This window comes from Mesorhizobium sp. RIZ17 (genome assembly GCF_051127865.1).
GTDB classification, from domain to species: domain Bacteria; phylum Pseudomonadota; class Alphaproteobacteria; order Rhizobiales; family Rhizobiaceae; genus Mesorhizobium; species Mesorhizobium humile.
Genome location: NZ_CP147861.1, coordinates 2,944,937 through 2,959,418 on the forward strand (window position 1 = coordinate 2,944,937; position 14,482 = coordinate 2,959,418).

Genomic DNA, 14,482 nt, shown 5'->3' on the forward strand with positions numbered 1-14,482 from the left:
TGCCCTACTGGGCGGATCAGAACCGCGTCGAATGGCATTACATTGCGCCCGGCAAGCCAATGCAGACGGATGTTGTAGAATAGCCCCTTCTTCTCATTCAGCGGCTTTTTCCACAGGCTTCGGTCGTTCGGGCCTCGTTCGCCATCGGGAAGTCGCTGCTGCATAGGCAGCTTCTGCCTTTTCGACTCGGGATCGTTCTTCGGCGCGCTTGGCCGGGATGTTGTAGTCGAACGCGGAGCCGCGCCTGGCATGGCTGGTCGGGAGGCCGGCGCGTAGCTCGACCGATCTGAACTTGCGGGCGAGCAAGGCCGGCCGGGCCCAGATGTAGTCGGCATCCTTGCTCAGCATGTGCCAGATGATCATTGCAAGCTTGCGCGCGGTGGCGACGGCCGCGATGTGCTTCCCGCGACGCGAGGCAATCCGCTTGTAGAAGGCGCGCAGAGGACCCGGCGAGCACGCAGCCGCCCATGCCGCCTCGACTAGCATTCCCCGCGCATGGCCGCGACCCTGCTTGGTGATGCGGCCATGATAGGCCGGCCCTTCACCGGACTGCCGCACGCTCGGATTAAGACCAAGATAGGCGACAAGCCTCTGTGGATCGCCGAAGCGCCGAATGTCGCCGATTGCCGCGGCAACGCTCGCAGCCACGGTGACGTCGAGGCCGGGCAACGTCATCAGGCGGCGGATTGTCGGATCCTGGAGGGCATGCACGGCGATATCCGCCTCGACCACCGTCAACGCCTCGTTGACCTGGTTAATCAAGCCGAGGTGGCGCTCGATGGCGGCGCGCTCATCCGCGGGCAATATTTGCCTCGTCAGCCATTTACGCCCGCTGATCCCGACGAGGTTCCCATGCGGACATGGCGGGATCAGATGGGCGTGGAGTATCGACTGGATCAGGTTCTTCAGCCGCGAACGCTGGCGAACCAGCTGCGTCCGCCTGGTGACCTGTCTTCGGAGGGCAAGGGTCCCCGGATCCGGAACCCAGACCTCCGGCAGAAAGCCCGAGGCGTAGAGCTTCGCAAGGACAGTGGCGTCGATCGTGTCAGTCTTCACCTTCGCGTGCGCGATCATGTGCACCTGCTTGGGATTGGCGATCACGATCCGATCCACGTGGGGCGAAAGCACTTCAGCGACGGCCGTGGCATTGCCGGTCGCCTCGATCACCACATGATCATCGTGGGTGAGTTCCCTCCTGGCGAACTCCTCGAGCTTATTGCGCAGCATTTGAACGCGGCCGAGCTTGATGATCTCGCCATCAAGCAACGACACGACCTCAGCGGCTACGCGGTGTATGTCCATGCCTATAATACGCACGGTTCCCTCCATCGTTGGTCACGAACAGGGAGCCAGCGGGCAACACGACAAATACGGATCCGCGCTCGCAGCGCATCCGGGCGAGTCGTTGGGGCGGCCAGATAATGTGCCCGAACTCGCAGTTCATCTGCATACGACGGCCTGCCCGCACTTGCGTGCTCCCGGTGCCCCGTGGCCCGGATCCGCCAAGCTTAGCCAAACCTGACGACCGAACAAACGATGGCACCAAGAACAACATGCCGGATAATGGCTTCATCGAGAGCTTCAACGGCCGACTGCGCGATGAACTGCTCAACGAGACGCTGTTTACCTCGCTGGCTCAGGCGCGCGTAGCCATCGCCCTGTGGCGCGCCGACTACAACACTGCGCGGCCGCACTCCCAAATCGCCTGGCAGACACCGGCCGAGTTCGCCACTACCTTCAATCCGCGACGGTCGCTCGCGCTGCGCTATGCCAAAGGCTCCGCGCCAGCGGCCGTCGCTTCACCCGCCCAGTAGGGCACAACCCACGCCGGAAACGAACTCAAAACTGGATAAAAACTGGAGGCAACGTCAGCGTGCTAGACGGAGTGAGCTCCTGGTCGAATATGAACACTCACTGGCGTTCCGCTGCTCTGCAACACGAGTGCCAACCTTAACGGACGTGGGTTCTTTCCCGATGCCGCGGCAGCCTGTGAGTGGGGACGCGTGGACCACGTTTGGTGCAATGGGTTGCTGTTGACCAACCTGAAAAATCAACGACCGGTTGGCGAATGTGGTGCAAGCCGTTGAAATGAGCGCCAGAAACTACTGACCGTCCGCTTCCGCCTGACGGTTACATGCGTGTAGCCGAATAGCGGATGATTCCTATGAGGGTAGTTGATGGCGCTGGGCGCCAACTCTCAGCCGGAAAAGGGTACAGCGGTCGGCGGCCAGGGCGGCGCGGCCATAGGCGCTGCCGTGGCAAATGATCCGGTGCAAGGCGCCGTTGTTGGTGGCGCCGACTGCGCCGTTGCCGGTGCGTTGATCGGCCGGGCCAATGAACCGGACCGCTGCCCCTACCGGGATCGCTACGGGAAATGTATGCGAAAGTCTTTGGTGGGGCGGCAGCGTTGCTCGCTGACTGGCCGGCGATGGCCAGTGACGCGGTGTTGAGCGAACCGGCGCACTACAATCCCAATTTCTCTTTCGTCGGCGGCGTCGTCGTCATCGACATCGAGGCCAACGAGCTAGTTCGGCGGGAAATCTTCCTGGCGGGCTCCGTCGAATGCTTAGCATCTCGACAGCTTTGGCGGCTGGACCTCGTATCATGCCGCTGGGCGAGCCACTGGCCGGCTTAAACGCGACCGAAAAAGCCGAGGTCGCCGACAAGATCGAGATGCTTAGGCCGACAATGTTTCAATTCTACTGGTCGAGCACGACGATCCGTGATGCGTCTTTGCGACCGGATCGATCCTCGAGAAGTGAGCTGCGCAACACTTCCGATCCGAAGCATCTCGCGCGCTGGCGCTCGGAATGGCCCTACCGGCCCGAGATGTGTCTCGCCTGGCAGCCGCCGCCTCAAACCATCGTTGATTTGCAGATCCTTGGCGCGCTGTGCAATTTGGCGGACCATGTATCGATCAATGGAGCGGATCAGCTTGCTTCTAATGGCCGCCGTTTGCTTTTCGGGCGTCGCACCTGATTTCCTTCAAAAAGAGATGCAAGAAGCGTTCGATCCGGCACTGACCCTTAAGCGGGGGGCTGGTTTGAGTCGATGCCGGACCGAACCGTCTCAGGGCAACGCCGGCTTTCTGGTGGCAGATTGCCACCACGTCGCGGCTAAAACGTGGCGATAATGTGATACGGAATCACCGATTCCAACACGCACTTCGAAAATGTGACCTAGACGTTTGGGAAACGGCGCAGCGCAGCTGGTCCGGGACAGGGGGCCATCAGCCGCTCCGCGAGGTGGGCAAAGGTCAAGACCTTGTCGCGATTGTGATGAAATCACGCCGGAGTCGCGGTCGGCCCTCGTAGATGACATCGTCGCGATGGCGGTCGCCACGCCACTGGCGCCAGCTTTGCCAGGAGCTGATTAGACTGATGGCCCGGGCCATCAGCACCGGCACCGCGGGGACGCCGGGTAGACATTCTGCCGTTCGATATCATCTACCGGAGGTATATGAAACTGATGGAATTCTATCATGAGCGCAGAGTTTCCTTTCGCGGATGAAAGAAAGCTCGATTGACTCGCCCGCCCCATTCCGGTCTCGTGAATCAACGTGCGGTTGCGGCCTGCAGAAGTCAGTCGACGGACGCGATTCATGAAAGGAAACCCATGGCCAGGCATCACACCGCTGTGCACTCGACACGTCGCGGCGCCCCGACTTACGCCCAGGGCGTTTTTCGCGCTTGCCTGTGACCGGTCAAAATCCGCGGTGCGAGTATGTCAAATCGCGAGCGTGTCATCGCGGCCGTGGAGAGATGTGGCTCGGTGCAGGCAAAGGCGGCGCCTGCTTGGACTGACGCCGCGCCAGATTGGATACCCGCTGAGGAAATACGGCATCAGATCAAGCGTCCTTGAAAGGCCGACCGAAGCAAATATCAGGGACAAATCAAGCGTTGGAGGTTGGCGGAGCCTTGGCCCGATGACGAGTGGATGCGGACCTGAGCGTCGGGCCAATCCGACCCGGGAGGACAGCCCGCCCGACCTCACGGGGTCAATGTGCTGACAACGGCGGTGTGAACGAACCGTCGGTCGGCCATGTGCTTTAGACCATCGTTCATCCCGGATTCCCTCTGCGACTGAAACGGAGAAAAACATGTCCGATGCAAAACTTCAGAGTGTGCTTTCGTCTCTTTCGCAAGTGGCGAGACAGTTAGATGCTCTGCCATCAGATAGACCAGCGCCGGGTTCAAGTTGGGTAAAACTAAACACGAATGAGAACCCGTTCCCGCTTCCAGCAATCATCATGCAAAGCGCGATTGCAGCTCTCGAACGGCAGTATCTATATCCAGAAGACGATAACATCAGCTTGAGGGAAGCAGCCGCCAATGCCTACAGCGTCTCCATGGATCAGGTGATCGCCGGCAACGGATCGTCTGAATTGCTTGGACTTGTCTACAGAGCTTTCCTTGCCCCGGGGGATAGCGTGGCGATGATGTCGCCAGGGTTTTCGTTCAACCGCAAACTTGCAACGTTGCAGGGTGCTCAATTTGTCGAAATCAAATTTAGCGAAGATCATTCTTTGCCGATGGAGCAATTGCTCTTCGGTCCTGCAAAGGACGCCAAGTTCATTCTGTTAGCCAATCCGAACAATCCGACCGGAACGTTCGTTCCGGTGGCCGATATCGAACGCCTGGTAGCGAAATCGGACCGCTTGATCGTGCTGGATGAGGCCTACGTCGACTTTGCACCCGAGAATGGTCTACGCCTCATCAATCGCTATTCGAACCTTCTGGTCTTAAGGACATTTTCGAAAAGCTATGCTGCCGCCGGCGTTCGCGTCGGTTTCGGTTTCGGTCACCCTGAAATTATCGGCAGGCTACGCAATATCCAGAACGTCTTCAACATGAATGTGATCGGGCAGGCGGTTGGTATCAGCGTCCTTGCGCACCGCGCCGCCTATGCAGACAACCACAGACACATCAGGCATGAACGACGGCGAGTGACGCTCGCGCTCTCGCAACTTGGATTTTCCGTAATCCCTTCCCACGCAAACTTCTTGCTTGCCCGCGTGCCAACGGGACAGGACGGCTCATGGTGGCAATCAGCCTTTGCAAGGCAAAAAATACTTGTTGCCGTCTTTCCCGATAAAGGTTTGGAAAATTACATCCGCGTCAGCATCGGTACAAAAGAGCAAATGGATGCGTTTCTTCGTGCCGCTAGTCGTATTAGTCGAATATTGAATATGTCAAGGCCCCCGCATTAGGTTGCTAAGGCTCTGCTTTAGCATTTCTCAGGCAATAATCCGAGCGATTACACAAGCGAGAAATCTTGAAATTGCTTGGAATACGCAAGCAACCGGACTTGTTGCGTCAAAAATGGAGACAATATCATGAATAACGCCTTTCCTTCAGGCCTAGCTGTCGGCATCTTCGATCATCTGGACGAGGACGGCCTCGATATCGCCCGACAGTACGAAGATCGCCTGATGTTAGCGGAGGCGTGCGATCACCTTGGGTTCTATGCATATCATCTCGCGGAGCACCATTGTACCCCACATGGGAGAGGTCCATCACCGAATCTGTTCTTGTCGAGCGTAGCCCAGCGAACCCGGCGCCTTCGTGTCGGCCCGTTGGTAATGCTGCTTGCCCTCTATCATCCGCTACGTGCGTTCGAAGAGATCTGTATGCTGGACCAATTGAGCGGTGGCAGGCTCGAACTTGGGATAGGGCGCGGCTCGCTCCCGATCGAATTGGGTTACTTCGGGATTGGCTCGGACGCGGCGCCAAACCACTATGCGGAAGCCAGCGAAATTCTTATCAATGCGCTGAAGGGTGGCACGCTATCCTATCAAGGTCGCCATTTTGAGTTGAACAGCGTTCCGCTGACGCTAAGAACTCATCAGCGTCCACATCCGCCGACTTGGATCGCCACCAATCGACCGGAATCGGCAGTCTGGGCCGCTGCGAATGGCGTGAACATCGCGTGCGTGGGACCTTCCTCTTCCGTTCGAAGAATCACTGATGCCTTCCGCGCCGGTCGAGAGCACACCAGTGAGGCGGACGACCAAGCGCCATTTCTTGGATTGCTCCGAATGGTCGTGATTGGGCGTTCTGAAACAGATGCACGTTCACTCGCTGCACCTGCTTACGAACGGTGGCTCAAGAGCTTTAAATTCCTTTATGATCTCAATGGCATGCCGACTCCACCAAACCTGCCGCTGAGCTTCGATGCAGCAATCGAGAAGGAATTGTGCGTGGTAGGAACGGCAGCTTCTGCGGGACAAGCTCTTCTTGATCAGCTGGAAGCGGCAGGTGCAAACTACCTCCTTTGTCAACCGGCGTTTGGGGATCTGTCGTTAGATGCTTCCCTATATACCGCAACGGCGATTCAATCCGCAATTATGGCTCGAGTTGGCTAACCCCGGTTCGAACGTTCGCCCACCCAACAACGTGCCAAGCGGCATGCGGTCGCTAGCGACGACTAGGTGCGGGTTTCGGATGACCCATCAACCGGTTGGCACAGAGGCATGCGGCTTCCTCCTCAAAGCGGCGTGTTGTTGATAGGCGAAAGCGACCGTGTATGCCGCATTCTCACCCCTCGGATAGGGCCTTCATGTCCTAGGAGTAGACCCACGATCGCCTGCCAGACTTGATCGGAGCGTTGGATACGTTCGGCCCGATCAGCCTCTCGGCCCGATGTCCTTCGATCCGGCAAGCGCATCGAAAACATGTTGCTTGGCTTGGCGCACGCTCGCTTCCAGCGACGCTCCAAGAGCAAGCGAGGCGGCGATTGCGCTGGCCATCATGCAACCCGTTCCGCGCATCCCTCGCGGCAAGCGGGGCGCCTCGAACCGAACTGCAGGTTGGTTCGGCTGCAAAAGCACGTCGACGCAACGGGTTCCTTGTGCATGGCCGCCCTTGACGAGTACGGCGGTCCTCACCGTCCTCGATAGCTCTTCAGCCTGACGACAAGCCCCTTCTTCGTCCGCGGCGGGTGACGAGCCGGTAAACGCAGCCAGCTCGACCAGGTTAGGCGTTACAAGCCGGCAGATCGGCATCAGATCGTGGCGCAGCATATTAATGGCATCGTCCGCCAGCAGATTGCGTCCCGAGGTAGAGGCCAGGACCGGGTCGAGTACCACAGGCACTTGGCGGTTGACCAAAACAGCGCCGACTGCCTCAACAGCCGCCGATGTCCCAATCATGCCTATCTTGACGGCCGCGACAGCGTTGGCAGCGAACGCGGCGCGCATCTGGGCGGCGACAAGCTCCGGCGGCACAAGTTCGACGTGCTCGACAACGGCGTGCGTCTGGACGGTCACGGCCGTGACGGCAAGACAACTGCGCAGCCCGAAGGCGGAAACCGTTTCTATGTCGCGGACGATACCAGCCCCGCCGCTCGAATCCGAGCCGGCGACGATGAGCACATGCCCTGTCATCGCCACGGCGCTGTTGCCGCAAGCCATTTGAGGACACGAACCTCGGGACGCGCATTGCCGACGATGTCGGTGACGACCGCGGCGCTCTCAGCGCCCCGAGCGAAGACGCCGGTCGCGCGCTCGACGGTGAGCCCGCCGATAGCAACGAGCGGAAGCTCGCCGACACGCTGCTTCCAGACAGCGATGCGGTCTAGCCCTTGCGGATCCCATTTCATGGTCTTGAGTGTGGTCGGGTAGATCGGGCCGAGTGCTACATAGTCGGGATCAGCCGCCAGCGCGGATTTGAGCTCGGCGTCGTCGTGAGTGCTGAGGCCCATTGCAATGCCCGCCCGTCGGATCGTCTTCACATCGGCTCGTGCGAGATCTTCCTGGCCGAGATGGACGAAGTCGCAGCCCTCCTCGATCGCGACGCGCCAATGGTCGTTGATGACGAGCTGGCAGTGGTGCTGGGCGCATAAAGCCTTTGCCTTGCGGATCTCCACGCGCAATCCGGCCTCATCCACTGTCTTGATGCGAAGCTGAACCAGCTTGACGCCGAGCGGCACCAGCCGTTCGATCCAGGCAGCGCTGTCGACGATCAGGTAGAAGGGATCGAGCTTCATGAAAAAACTGCCCGGCCGATCGTCGGGGTCGATGGCACGGCGACGTCGCGGGGTTCGAGCATTCCAGAGCGGAAGGCTTCACGACCGGCATCGACAGCCTTGCAGAACGCACGTGCCATGCCGACCGGATCAGCCGCCCTGGCGACCGCCGTGTTCAGGAGCACGGCGTCAAAGCCGAGCTCCATGACGGTTGCCGCATGTGACGGCCGTCCGAGCCCTGCATCCACAATCAGCGGGAGGCCAGGGAAGTGCCCGCGCATCGAGCGCAGCGCCATGATGTTGACCGGCCCGAGCGCGGAACCGATCGGTGCGCACCACGGCATCAAGACCTTGCAGCCCGCCTCCAGCAGCCGCTCGGCAACGACAAGGTCGTCGGTGGTATAGGGGAAGACATTAAAACCGTCCTCGCACAGGATGCGGGCGGCCTCGACCAGGCCGAACACGTCCGGCTGCAGCGTATCGTGGTTGCCGATCACTTCGAGCTTGATCCAGTTGGTGCCGAAGACCTCGCGTGCCATTTTCGCGGTCGTGACGGCTTCCTTGACGGAGTGGCAGCCGGCAGTGTTGGGCAGGATTCTGGCGCCCAGCGAACGGATCAGCGACCAGAATTGTTCGCCGGCCCGACCGCCTGCCATCTCACGGCGCAGCGAGACGGTCACCACCGACGTGCCCGATGCCTTGACCGCATCGGCAAGGATGGCCGGCGAAGGATATTGCGCGGTGCCGAGAAGCAGGCGGGAAGGAAGCGTCGTCCCGAGAAGCTCGAACATGCTAGCCTCCCTGCATCGGCGAAAGGATTTCGATCCGATCGCCGTCGCTCAACCGGAATTCCGCCCGGTTGGCTTTGTGCACGAGGTCGCTGTTGACGGCGGTCGCCAGCCAATCGCCCTCATAGTCGAGCGCGGCAAGCAGCTCGGCCAGGGTGTTGGCGGCAACCTCATGCGCTTCGCCGTTGACCAACAGTTTCATGAGCAAGCTCCTTGGTTCTGTCTTGATTGAAAACCAGGTCGGCAGCCTGGCGCGCCATGGCGGGGGCGAGAAGAAAACCATGGCGATAGAGCCCGTTGATCGCGACGGTTTCTCCGCTCATTTCGACCCGCGGCAGATTGTCGGGAAAGGCTGGACGAACACCGGCGCCGGTCTCGATGATGCCAGCCTCGCCGAAGGCGGGATGGAGGGCATAGGCAGCACCTAGAAGCTCCATCATCGAACGCGCCGTGACCGGTCCGGCGGACTGGCTTTCAACCATCGTCGCGCCGATCATGAACTGCGTGTCGGCACGCGGCACCGCGTAGAGCGGAAAGCGCGGATGAAGCAGCCGGACCGGGCGCGACAGCGAGACATCAGGCGTGTGCAGGATCAGCATCTCGCCCCGAACGCCGCGCAGCCTGTCATCGACGGCGGCCATTCCCGTGCAGTCGATCTGACGATCGAAACCGGAAACATGCCGGGCGTTGGTGCCGAAGTGAAATTCGACACCCATGGCTGCGAGCTTGTCATGAAGTGCAGCCATCGCCTGGCGCGGGTCGAGATGAGCCTCATCGGGGAAGAGCAGTCCGCGGCGGAAGCGGCCGGCGAGGTCGGGTTCTAGGAGCGCAATCTCGTCTTCATCGACGCGGCGATGACCCGACGTGCGGCTGGCAAACCGGTCGAGCTCGCCCGCATCGCGCGGCGCGGCCACGACCAGTGTTCCGGCCCGCGTCACTTGCCCGGGCGTCGCCGTATCCCACCAGTCGGCGGCATCGCGTCCGAGATCGAGCACCGGCTGCTCGGCGCTTTCGCGCTCGCACCATGGCGCCAGCATGCCGCCCGCGAACCACGACGCATTGCCGCCGAGGGCATGTCTTGTCTCGGCAACTGTCACCGCCGCGCCGCGTGTGGCGAGCTCGAAGGCGGCCGTGAGGCCAGCGACGCCGGCCCCTTTGACCAGCACCCTCATGGTCGGTCGTGCGCCTGTGGCATGAGCGGCGCGCCGGTCTCGTCCGCCGGCACATAGAGATCCCCACCTTCGCGGTATTTCGCCGCCATCGCCGCCATGCCCTCTTTCTGTGCCTCGGCGCGGATGTCGTGGGAGATGCGCATGGAGCAGAATTTCGGCCCGCACATCGAGCAGAAATGCGCCAGCTTGTGCGCCTCCTTGGGCAAGGTCTGGTCGTGGAAGGACCGCGCCGTCTCGGGATCGAGCGACAGGTTGAACTGGTCTTCCCAGCGGAACTCGAAGCGCGCGCGGGAAAGGGCATCATCCCTGACTTTCGCCGCCGGATGCCCCTTGGCGAGATCGGCCGCATGCGCCGCGATCCTGTAGGTGATGACGCCAATCTTGACATCGTTGCGATCGGGAAGGCCGAGATGCTCCTTGGGCGTGACGTAGCAGAGCATGGCGGTGCCGAACCAACCGATCATCGCGGCACCGATGCCTGAGGTGATGTGGTCGTAGCCCGGCGCGATGTCGGTCGTCAGCGGTCCAAGCGTATAGAATGGCGCCTCGCCGCAGACGGCGAGTTGCTTGTCCATGTTCTCCTTAATCTTGTGCATCGGCACATGGCCGGGCCCCTCGATCATCACCTGGCAATCCTTCGCCCAGGCGATCTTCGTCAGCTCGCCGAGCGTCTCCAACTCGGCGAATTGCGCCGCGTCGTTGGCATCGGCGATCGAGCCGGGACGAAGGCCGTCGCCAAGCGAGAAGGACACATCATAGGCGCGGCAGATGTCGCAGATTTCCGCGAAGTGCTCGTAGAGAAAGCTTTCCCGGTGATGGTGCAGGCACCATTTGGCCATGATCGAGCCGCCGCGTGAGACGATGCCAGTGACCCGGTCGACGGTTAGCGGGATGTAGTGCAGCCGCACGCCTGCGTGGATGGTGAAATAGTCGACGCCCTGTTCGGCCTGTTCGATCAGCGTGTCGCGGTAGACCTCCCAGGTCAGGTCCTCGGCGATCCCGCCGACCTTCTCGAGCGCCTGGTAAAGCGGCACGGTGCCGATCGGCACCGGCGCATTGCGCACGATCCAGTCGCGGATGTTGTGGATGTTGCGGCCTGTCGACAGGTCCATCACCGTATCGGCGCCCCAGCGGATCGCCCAGACCATCTTTTCGACCTCTTCGGCCATCGAGGATGTGACCGCCGAATTGCCGATATTGGCGTTGATCTTCACCAGGAAATTGCGGCCGATGATCATCGGCTCGCTCTCGGGATGATTGATGTTTGCGGGAATGATCGCCCGTCCGCGCGCCACCTCCTCGCGCACGAATTCCGGCGTGACGAAATCTGGAATCGCCGCGCCGAAGGCCTCGCCGTCGCGCCCAAGCTTGCCGCGCAGGATCTCGCGGCCGAGGTTCTCGCGGATGGCGACGAACTCCATTTCGGGCGTGATGATGCCGGCGCGCGCATAGGCAAGCTGGGTCACCGCCTTGCCTGCCTTGGCCCTGAGCGGCCGGTTGCGAATGGGAAATTCCGGTGTCAGGCGCTCGCCCGTGACGAATCCATTGTCTTCCGGCCGGACATGGCGGCCGTCATAGGCCTCGACATCGCTGCGCGCCGTGATCCATTCGTGGCGAAGCCGGGCAAGGCCCTTGTCGATGCTGGTTTCGACAGTCGGGTCGGTATAGGGGCCTGACGGATCGTAGACGGTGACAGGCGGCTCCCCGGCTGTCGGATGGACGGAGATTTCGCGCATCGGCACTTTGATGTGCGGATGGAGGACGCCAGACTTGTGGATCTTCCGTGAGGCAGGCAGCGGTCCCGTTGAGACGGCTGGGGTTAGGGCATTCATCTTGAGGCTCCTTTGCTCATGCATTGGAGACCCAGTTCTGTGCCGGAAGGATGAAAAGACGCTTTGATCTACCTGCTTGGAAACAGGTCTTCGGGCGTAAACTCCCGCAAAGCGCTTGCACCGTCCCTACGCCAGTATGAACTGGATCAGGTTCAACGGGTCACTGCGCCGCGAAAGCCAACAGTATCTCAGCCCCTTGCCGGGACTCCCCTGGTGAATGCCTCAGGTTGAACGGGCCAGCGCTGCTTTGTCAAGCGCATTTGGCTCGCGGCGGCGATCGGCGACCAATCAAACCCAGCGGAAGCGCGCGCACGTATCGAGAGCAAGTCACGCCTGGAGGAGCGGCGAAGCGCCTACATTAGGCAAGCATGCGGATTCGAAGCCTTTTCCAGTATGGCATTTTCAGGCTTGCCGAACCGACGTTGCATCGCCCAATTGGGCGAGATTGCTATTGATGTCTGTGGGCTCGTCGTCGGCAATCCTTCCGCGTGGGTTAGACGCCCCGTTTATTCCCCCAGAGCAGAACATGGAGCTGCGGCAGTACACGCGCCTCGAACCACCTGTCACGGGTCACCTTTTCGGCCAGCCATTCCATGCGTTTCATCACACCGGCCATGTCGATGGACGCGTCTTCATTACCGGGACGCGGCGGCGTGTGATTGCCGGGCTGCAGATAGACGGGTAATTGCGGGTAGCGCGCCGCCGCGTCTTTGGCATAGGCATAGTCATCATCATCGAAGACGACGAGCTTCAGCGCCATCCGCGGCTTATCCTGTGCCGCCTTCACGCAGGCGTCGAACGCGGCCCAATCTGTCGTCATTTCGCTTGAGGGCGGCTTGGGGCTGAGCACCAGCACGTCGAGATCCGCGAACCATTCCTTAGGCATCGAGCCTTGGGTTTCCAACGCAAAGCGGTAGCCCTCATCATGCCCGCGCTCGATCAGCGGACCAAGCGGCTGGATGGCCGGATTGCCACCCGACAGCGACACCATCACGGGCTGACCGCCGGAAAGCGCAGCGACCTTTTGCCAGACCGCATCGGTTGACATCATCTCCCAATCATGGCGGAAGCGACTGTCCACCGCATGCAGGCTGTCGCACCAGGAACAGCGATAATCGCACCCGCCCGTTCTTACGAACACCGTCGGCAAACCGATCAGCATGCCTTCGCCCTGAATGGTCGGCCCAAAAATCTCGCTGACGCGGATTGCGGGCTGCAACGCGCACGTCATGGTCGGTATTCCGCCCAGGTTTTCGGCGTCTCGCTCACCCGCACGGCGGAGGTTTGTGGTAGCCGCACCTTGCACCAGTCGTGCAAGTGCCTGGCCAGACATTCCGCTGTCACACGGCCATGCCCCAGCACGTCGTTAAGATGCCGATGGTCGAACGTCCCATCGATGTAGTGTTTGAGCGCCGCCAGGTCTTGGTAGTCGCGCACAAAGCCATGTTCGTCCAGTTCTCCACCTGAAAGCTCCACTACGACGATGTAGTTGTGGCCGTGTAGGCGCGCGCACTGATGATCGGATGGCAAGGAGGTGAGCTGATGCGACGCCGAGAAGTGGAACTCTTTGGTAATGCGAAACATCACGCGCTCCTTGTCTGGACAGCGTGCAGCCAGAAGTCCGCGTCCTCATAGTCTGTCGGATCGGCAAAGCCGGCTAGATCGAATGCTTCGCGCCGTTCGACGCATGTCCCGCAGCGACCGCAATGACGTGCGCCGCCCTTGTAGCAGGACCACGTCGCCTCGAACGGTGTGGCGTACTTTGCCCCCTCGCTAACGATGTCAGCCTTCGACATATTCACATAGGGAGCGTAAAGGCGGATATCGGCGTAGCCTGCGAGCGCATGGTTCTGCATCGTCTGAAAGGCGTCGATAAAAGCCGGCCGGCAATCGGGATAGATGAAATGATCTCCGCCATGGACGGCAGTGGCCACCGCATCGGCCTTCTGCGCGGCGGCAACCCCGAAGGCGATAGCCAGCATGATGGCGTTCCTGTTCGGCACCACCGTGATCCTCATGGAGTCTTCGGCATAGTGCCCGTCGGGCACGTCCACACTATCAGTCAGCGCCGAGCCGCTCAGGTTCCGGCCAACATCGCGGATATCGACGATCTGGTGCGGAACACCCAGCCGCTTGGCGCAGATGGCGGCAAAGCCGAGTTCCTTTTTGTGCCTCTGGCCGTAATCGAACGAAAGCAGGCCAATGAGTTTCTGCTCGGTCGCCACCTTGTGAGCGAGCGAAACAGAGTCCAATCCGCCGGAGCAGATGACGAGGGCATTCATGGTTTGAATCCTTGTTTTGACCGGGTAAGGCTGCGACCGGAGATTTCTCTGCGTTCCCACTACTCCACGGAGCCGGTTTTGTGAATGGGGTGGACGCGATTGAGCGCACGTACCTTGTTGTCAGCGTCCCCAAGATGACTTTGCACGCGACTTGTCGCGCATCTTCGACCGCTGGGGGGCTGAGTCCGGCGCTGCGTATGTAGGCGTATAGACGATGCAGAAATCACTGCTGTGGCGCAGCAGCATTCCCGACACACCTTCGGCTTGTCCGGTTTGCCCCAGAACTTGTACGTCCCGAGTTTCGGCGACAACGCAAGGGTCGACCGGCAGTCCAGTGAAAGGCTTCTGCCGCGTGCTTTGCCGTTTTCTGGTCTGCGCATAGATCGCCTCGAGCCGCCGCGCCTCGTCATTGGTCAGAGCTGGGAATTCCTTTCCGAGGGCGC

15 protein-coding genes, 2 pseudogenes and 1 riboswitch are annotated in these 14,482 nt (G+C 60.7%); of the genes and pseudogenes, 7 read left to right on the forward strand and 10 right to left on the reverse strand.

What is annotated here, in order from left to right; translation table 11 throughout:
* Positions 1-93: 93 nt before the first annotated feature.
* On the reverse strand, positions 94-1,317 hold the full coding sequence (locus tag WDX12_RS14210) for an IS110 family transposase (protein WP_434725631.1): 1,224 nt from the start codon (positions 1,315-1,317) through the stop codon (positions 94-96).
* Positions 1,318-1,562: 245 nt separating this feature from the next.
* On the opposite strand from WDX12_RS14210, the pseudogene WDX12_RS14215 reads away from it, so the two are divergent.
* The 7 genes and pseudogenes from WDX12_RS14215 to WDX12_RS14245 form a co-directional block, all read left to right on the forward strand.
* Positions 1,563-1,814, forward strand: a pseudogene (locus WDX12_RS14215) (integrase core domain-containing protein); the annotation flags it as partial.
* Between the two features lie 70 nt (positions 1,815-1,884).
* Positions 1,885-2,087 (forward strand): annotated as a pseudogene (locus tag WDX12_RS14220) (nodulation protein NodU); the annotation flags it as partial.
* Positions 2,088-2,177: 90 nt separating this feature from the next.
* Positions 2,178-2,450 carry a glycine zipper domain-containing protein gene (locus WDX12_RS14225; RefSeq protein ID WP_432285006.1) on the forward strand — a complete coding sequence of 91 codons (273 nt, stop codon included), beginning with the start codon at positions 2,178-2,180 and terminating at the stop codon, positions 2,448-2,450.
* Positions 2,375-2,635 (forward strand): hypothetical protein, encoded by a 261-nt coding sequence (locus tag WDX12_RS14230; RefSeq protein WP_432288539.1) that lies wholly within the window; start codon positions 2,375-2,377, stop codon positions 2,633-2,635. The genes WDX12_RS14225 and WDX12_RS14230 overlap by 76 nt, the downstream gene beginning before the upstream one ends.
* A complete protein-coding gene (locus WDX12_RS14235; RefSeq protein WP_143977023.1) occupies positions 2,605-2,979 on the forward strand; it encodes a hypothetical protein in 375 nt (124 codons plus the stop codon). Before WDX12_RS14230 ends, WDX12_RS14235 begins: the two co-directional genes overlap by 31 nt.
* Before the next feature lie 1,120 nt (positions 2,980-4,099).
* The gene (gene hisC, locus WDX12_RS14240) at positions 4,100-5,209 is read left to right on the forward strand and encodes a histidinol-phosphate transaminase (protein ID WP_143977024.1); all 1,110 of its coding nucleotides are present in this window, start codon (positions 4,100-4,102) and stop codon (positions 5,207-5,209) included.
* A gap of 126 nt (positions 5,210-5,335) precedes the next feature.
* Positions 5,336-6,364 (forward strand): LLM class flavin-dependent oxidoreductase, encoded by a 1,029-nt coding sequence (locus WDX12_RS14245; RefSeq protein WP_434725292.1) that lies wholly within the window; start codon positions 5,336-5,338, stop codon positions 6,362-6,364.
* Positions 6,365-6,625: 261 nt separating this feature from the next.
* On the opposite strand, the gene WDX12_RS14250 is transcribed toward WDX12_RS14245, so the two are convergent.
* The 9 genes from WDX12_RS14250 to queC form a co-directional block, all read right to left on the reverse strand.
* Positions 6,626-7,411, reverse strand: a complete 786-nt coding sequence (locus WDX12_RS14250; protein ID WP_434725293.1) for a hydroxymethylpyrimidine/phosphomethylpyrimidine kinase — start codon at positions 7,409-7,411, stop codon at positions 6,626-6,628.
* Entirely contained in the window at positions 7,381-7,986 is a 606-nt protein-coding gene (locus tag WDX12_RS14255) for a thiamine phosphate synthase (protein ID WP_434725294.1), read from the reverse strand. Before WDX12_RS14255 ends, WDX12_RS14250 begins: the two co-directional genes overlap by 31 nt.
* Entirely contained in the window at positions 7,983-8,756 is a 774-nt protein-coding gene (locus WDX12_RS14260) for a thiazole synthase (protein WP_434725295.1), read from the reverse strand. Before WDX12_RS14260 ends, WDX12_RS14255 begins: the two co-directional genes overlap by 4 nt.
* Position 8,757: 1 nt before the next feature.
* Complete coding sequence (gene thiS, locus WDX12_RS14265; RefSeq protein WP_006334020.1) at positions 8,758-8,955, reverse strand: sulfur carrier protein ThiS; 198 nt, start codon at positions 8,953-8,955, stop codon at positions 8,758-8,760.
* Positions 8,924-9,925, reverse strand: coding sequence for a glycine oxidase ThiO (thiO, locus tag WDX12_RS14270; protein WP_434725296.1), 1,002 nt, complete (start codon positions 9,923-9,925; stop codon positions 8,924-8,926). Before thiO ends, thiS begins: the two co-directional genes overlap by 32 nt.
* Positions 9,922-11,757, reverse strand: a complete 1,836-nt coding sequence (gene thiC / locus WDX12_RS14275; protein ID WP_434725297.1) for a phosphomethylpyrimidine synthase ThiC — start codon at positions 11,755-11,757, stop codon at positions 9,922-9,924. Before thiC ends, thiO begins: the two co-directional genes overlap by 4 nt.
* A gap of 105 nt (positions 11,758-11,862) precedes the next feature.
* Positions 11,863-11,979, reverse strand: a riboswitch (TPP riboswitch).
* Positions 11,980-12,250: 271 nt separating this feature from the next.
* On the reverse strand, positions 12,251-12,988 hold the full coding sequence (gene queE / locus WDX12_RS14280) for a 7-carboxy-7-deazaguanine synthase QueE (RefSeq protein WP_434725298.1): 738 nt from the start codon (positions 12,986-12,988) through the stop codon (positions 12,251-12,253).
* Positions 12,985-13,341, reverse strand: a complete 357-nt coding sequence (gene queD / locus WDX12_RS14285; RefSeq protein WP_434725299.1) for a 6-carboxytetrahydropterin synthase QueD — start codon at positions 13,339-13,341, stop codon at positions 12,985-12,987. Before queD ends, queE begins: the two co-directional genes overlap by 4 nt.
* Positions 13,341-14,039 (reverse strand): 7-cyano-7-deazaguanine synthase QueC, encoded by a 699-nt coding sequence (gene queC, locus WDX12_RS14290; protein ID WP_434725300.1) that lies wholly within the window; start codon positions 14,037-14,039, stop codon positions 13,341-13,343. The genes queD and queC overlap by 1 nt, the downstream gene beginning before the upstream one ends.
* Positions 14,040-14,482: the final 443 nt, after the last annotated feature.

Excerpts from the sequence above, each read along its gene's own strand:
- WDX12_RS14225 (WP_432285006.1), top strand. The coding sequence starts at position 2,178 with ATGGCGCTGGGCGCCAACTCTCAGCCGGAAAAGGGTACAGCGGTCGGC.
- WDX12_RS14230 (WP_432288539.1), top strand. The coding sequence starts at position 2,375 with ATGTATGCGAAAGTCTTTGGTGGGGCGGCAGCGTTGCTCGCTGACTGG.
- WDX12_RS14235 (WP_143977023.1), top strand. The coding sequence starts at position 2,605 with ATGCCGCTGGGCGAGCCACTGGCCGGCTTAAACGCGACCGAAAAAGCC.
- hisC (WP_143977024.1), top strand. The coding sequence starts at position 4,100 with ATGTCCGATGCAAAACTTCAGAGTGTGCTTTCGTCTCTTTCGCAAGTG.
- WDX12_RS14245 (WP_434725292.1), top strand. The coding sequence starts at position 5,336 with ATGAATAACGCCTTTCCTTCAGGCCTAGCTGTCGGCATCTTCGATCAT.
- WDX12_RS14250 (WP_434725293.1), bottom strand. The coding sequence starts at position 7,411 with ATGGCTTGCGGCAACAGCGCCGTGGCGATGACAGGGCATGTGCTCATC.
- WDX12_RS14255 (WP_434725294.1), bottom strand. The coding sequence starts at position 7,986 with ATGAAGCTCGATCCCTTCTACCTGATCGTCGACAGCGCTGCCTGGATC.
- WDX12_RS14260 (WP_434725295.1), bottom strand. The coding sequence starts at position 8,756 with ATGTTCGAGCTTCTCGGGACGACGCTTCCTTCCCGCCTGCTTCTCGGC.
- thiS (WP_006334020.1), bottom strand. The coding sequence starts at position 8,955 with ATGAAACTGTTGGTCAACGGCGAAGCGCATGAGGTTGCCGCCAACACC.
- thiO (WP_434725296.1), bottom strand. The coding sequence starts at position 9,925 with ATGAGGGTGCTGGTCAAAGGGGCCGGCGTCGCTGGCCTCACGGCCGCC.
- thiC (WP_434725297.1), bottom strand. The coding sequence starts at position 11,757 with ATGAATGCCCTAACCCCAGCCGTCTCAACGGGACCGCTGCCTGCCTCA.
- queE (WP_434725298.1), bottom strand. The coding sequence starts at position 12,988 with ATGACGTGCGCGTTGCAGCCCGCAATCCGCGTCAGCGAGATTTTTGGG.
- queD (WP_434725299.1), bottom strand. The coding sequence starts at position 13,341 with ATGTTTCGCATTACCAAAGAGTTCCACTTCTCGGCGTCGCATCAGCTC.
- queC (WP_434725300.1), bottom strand. The coding sequence starts at position 14,039 with ATGAATGCCCTCGTCATCTGCTCCGGCGGATTGGACTCTGTTTCGCTC.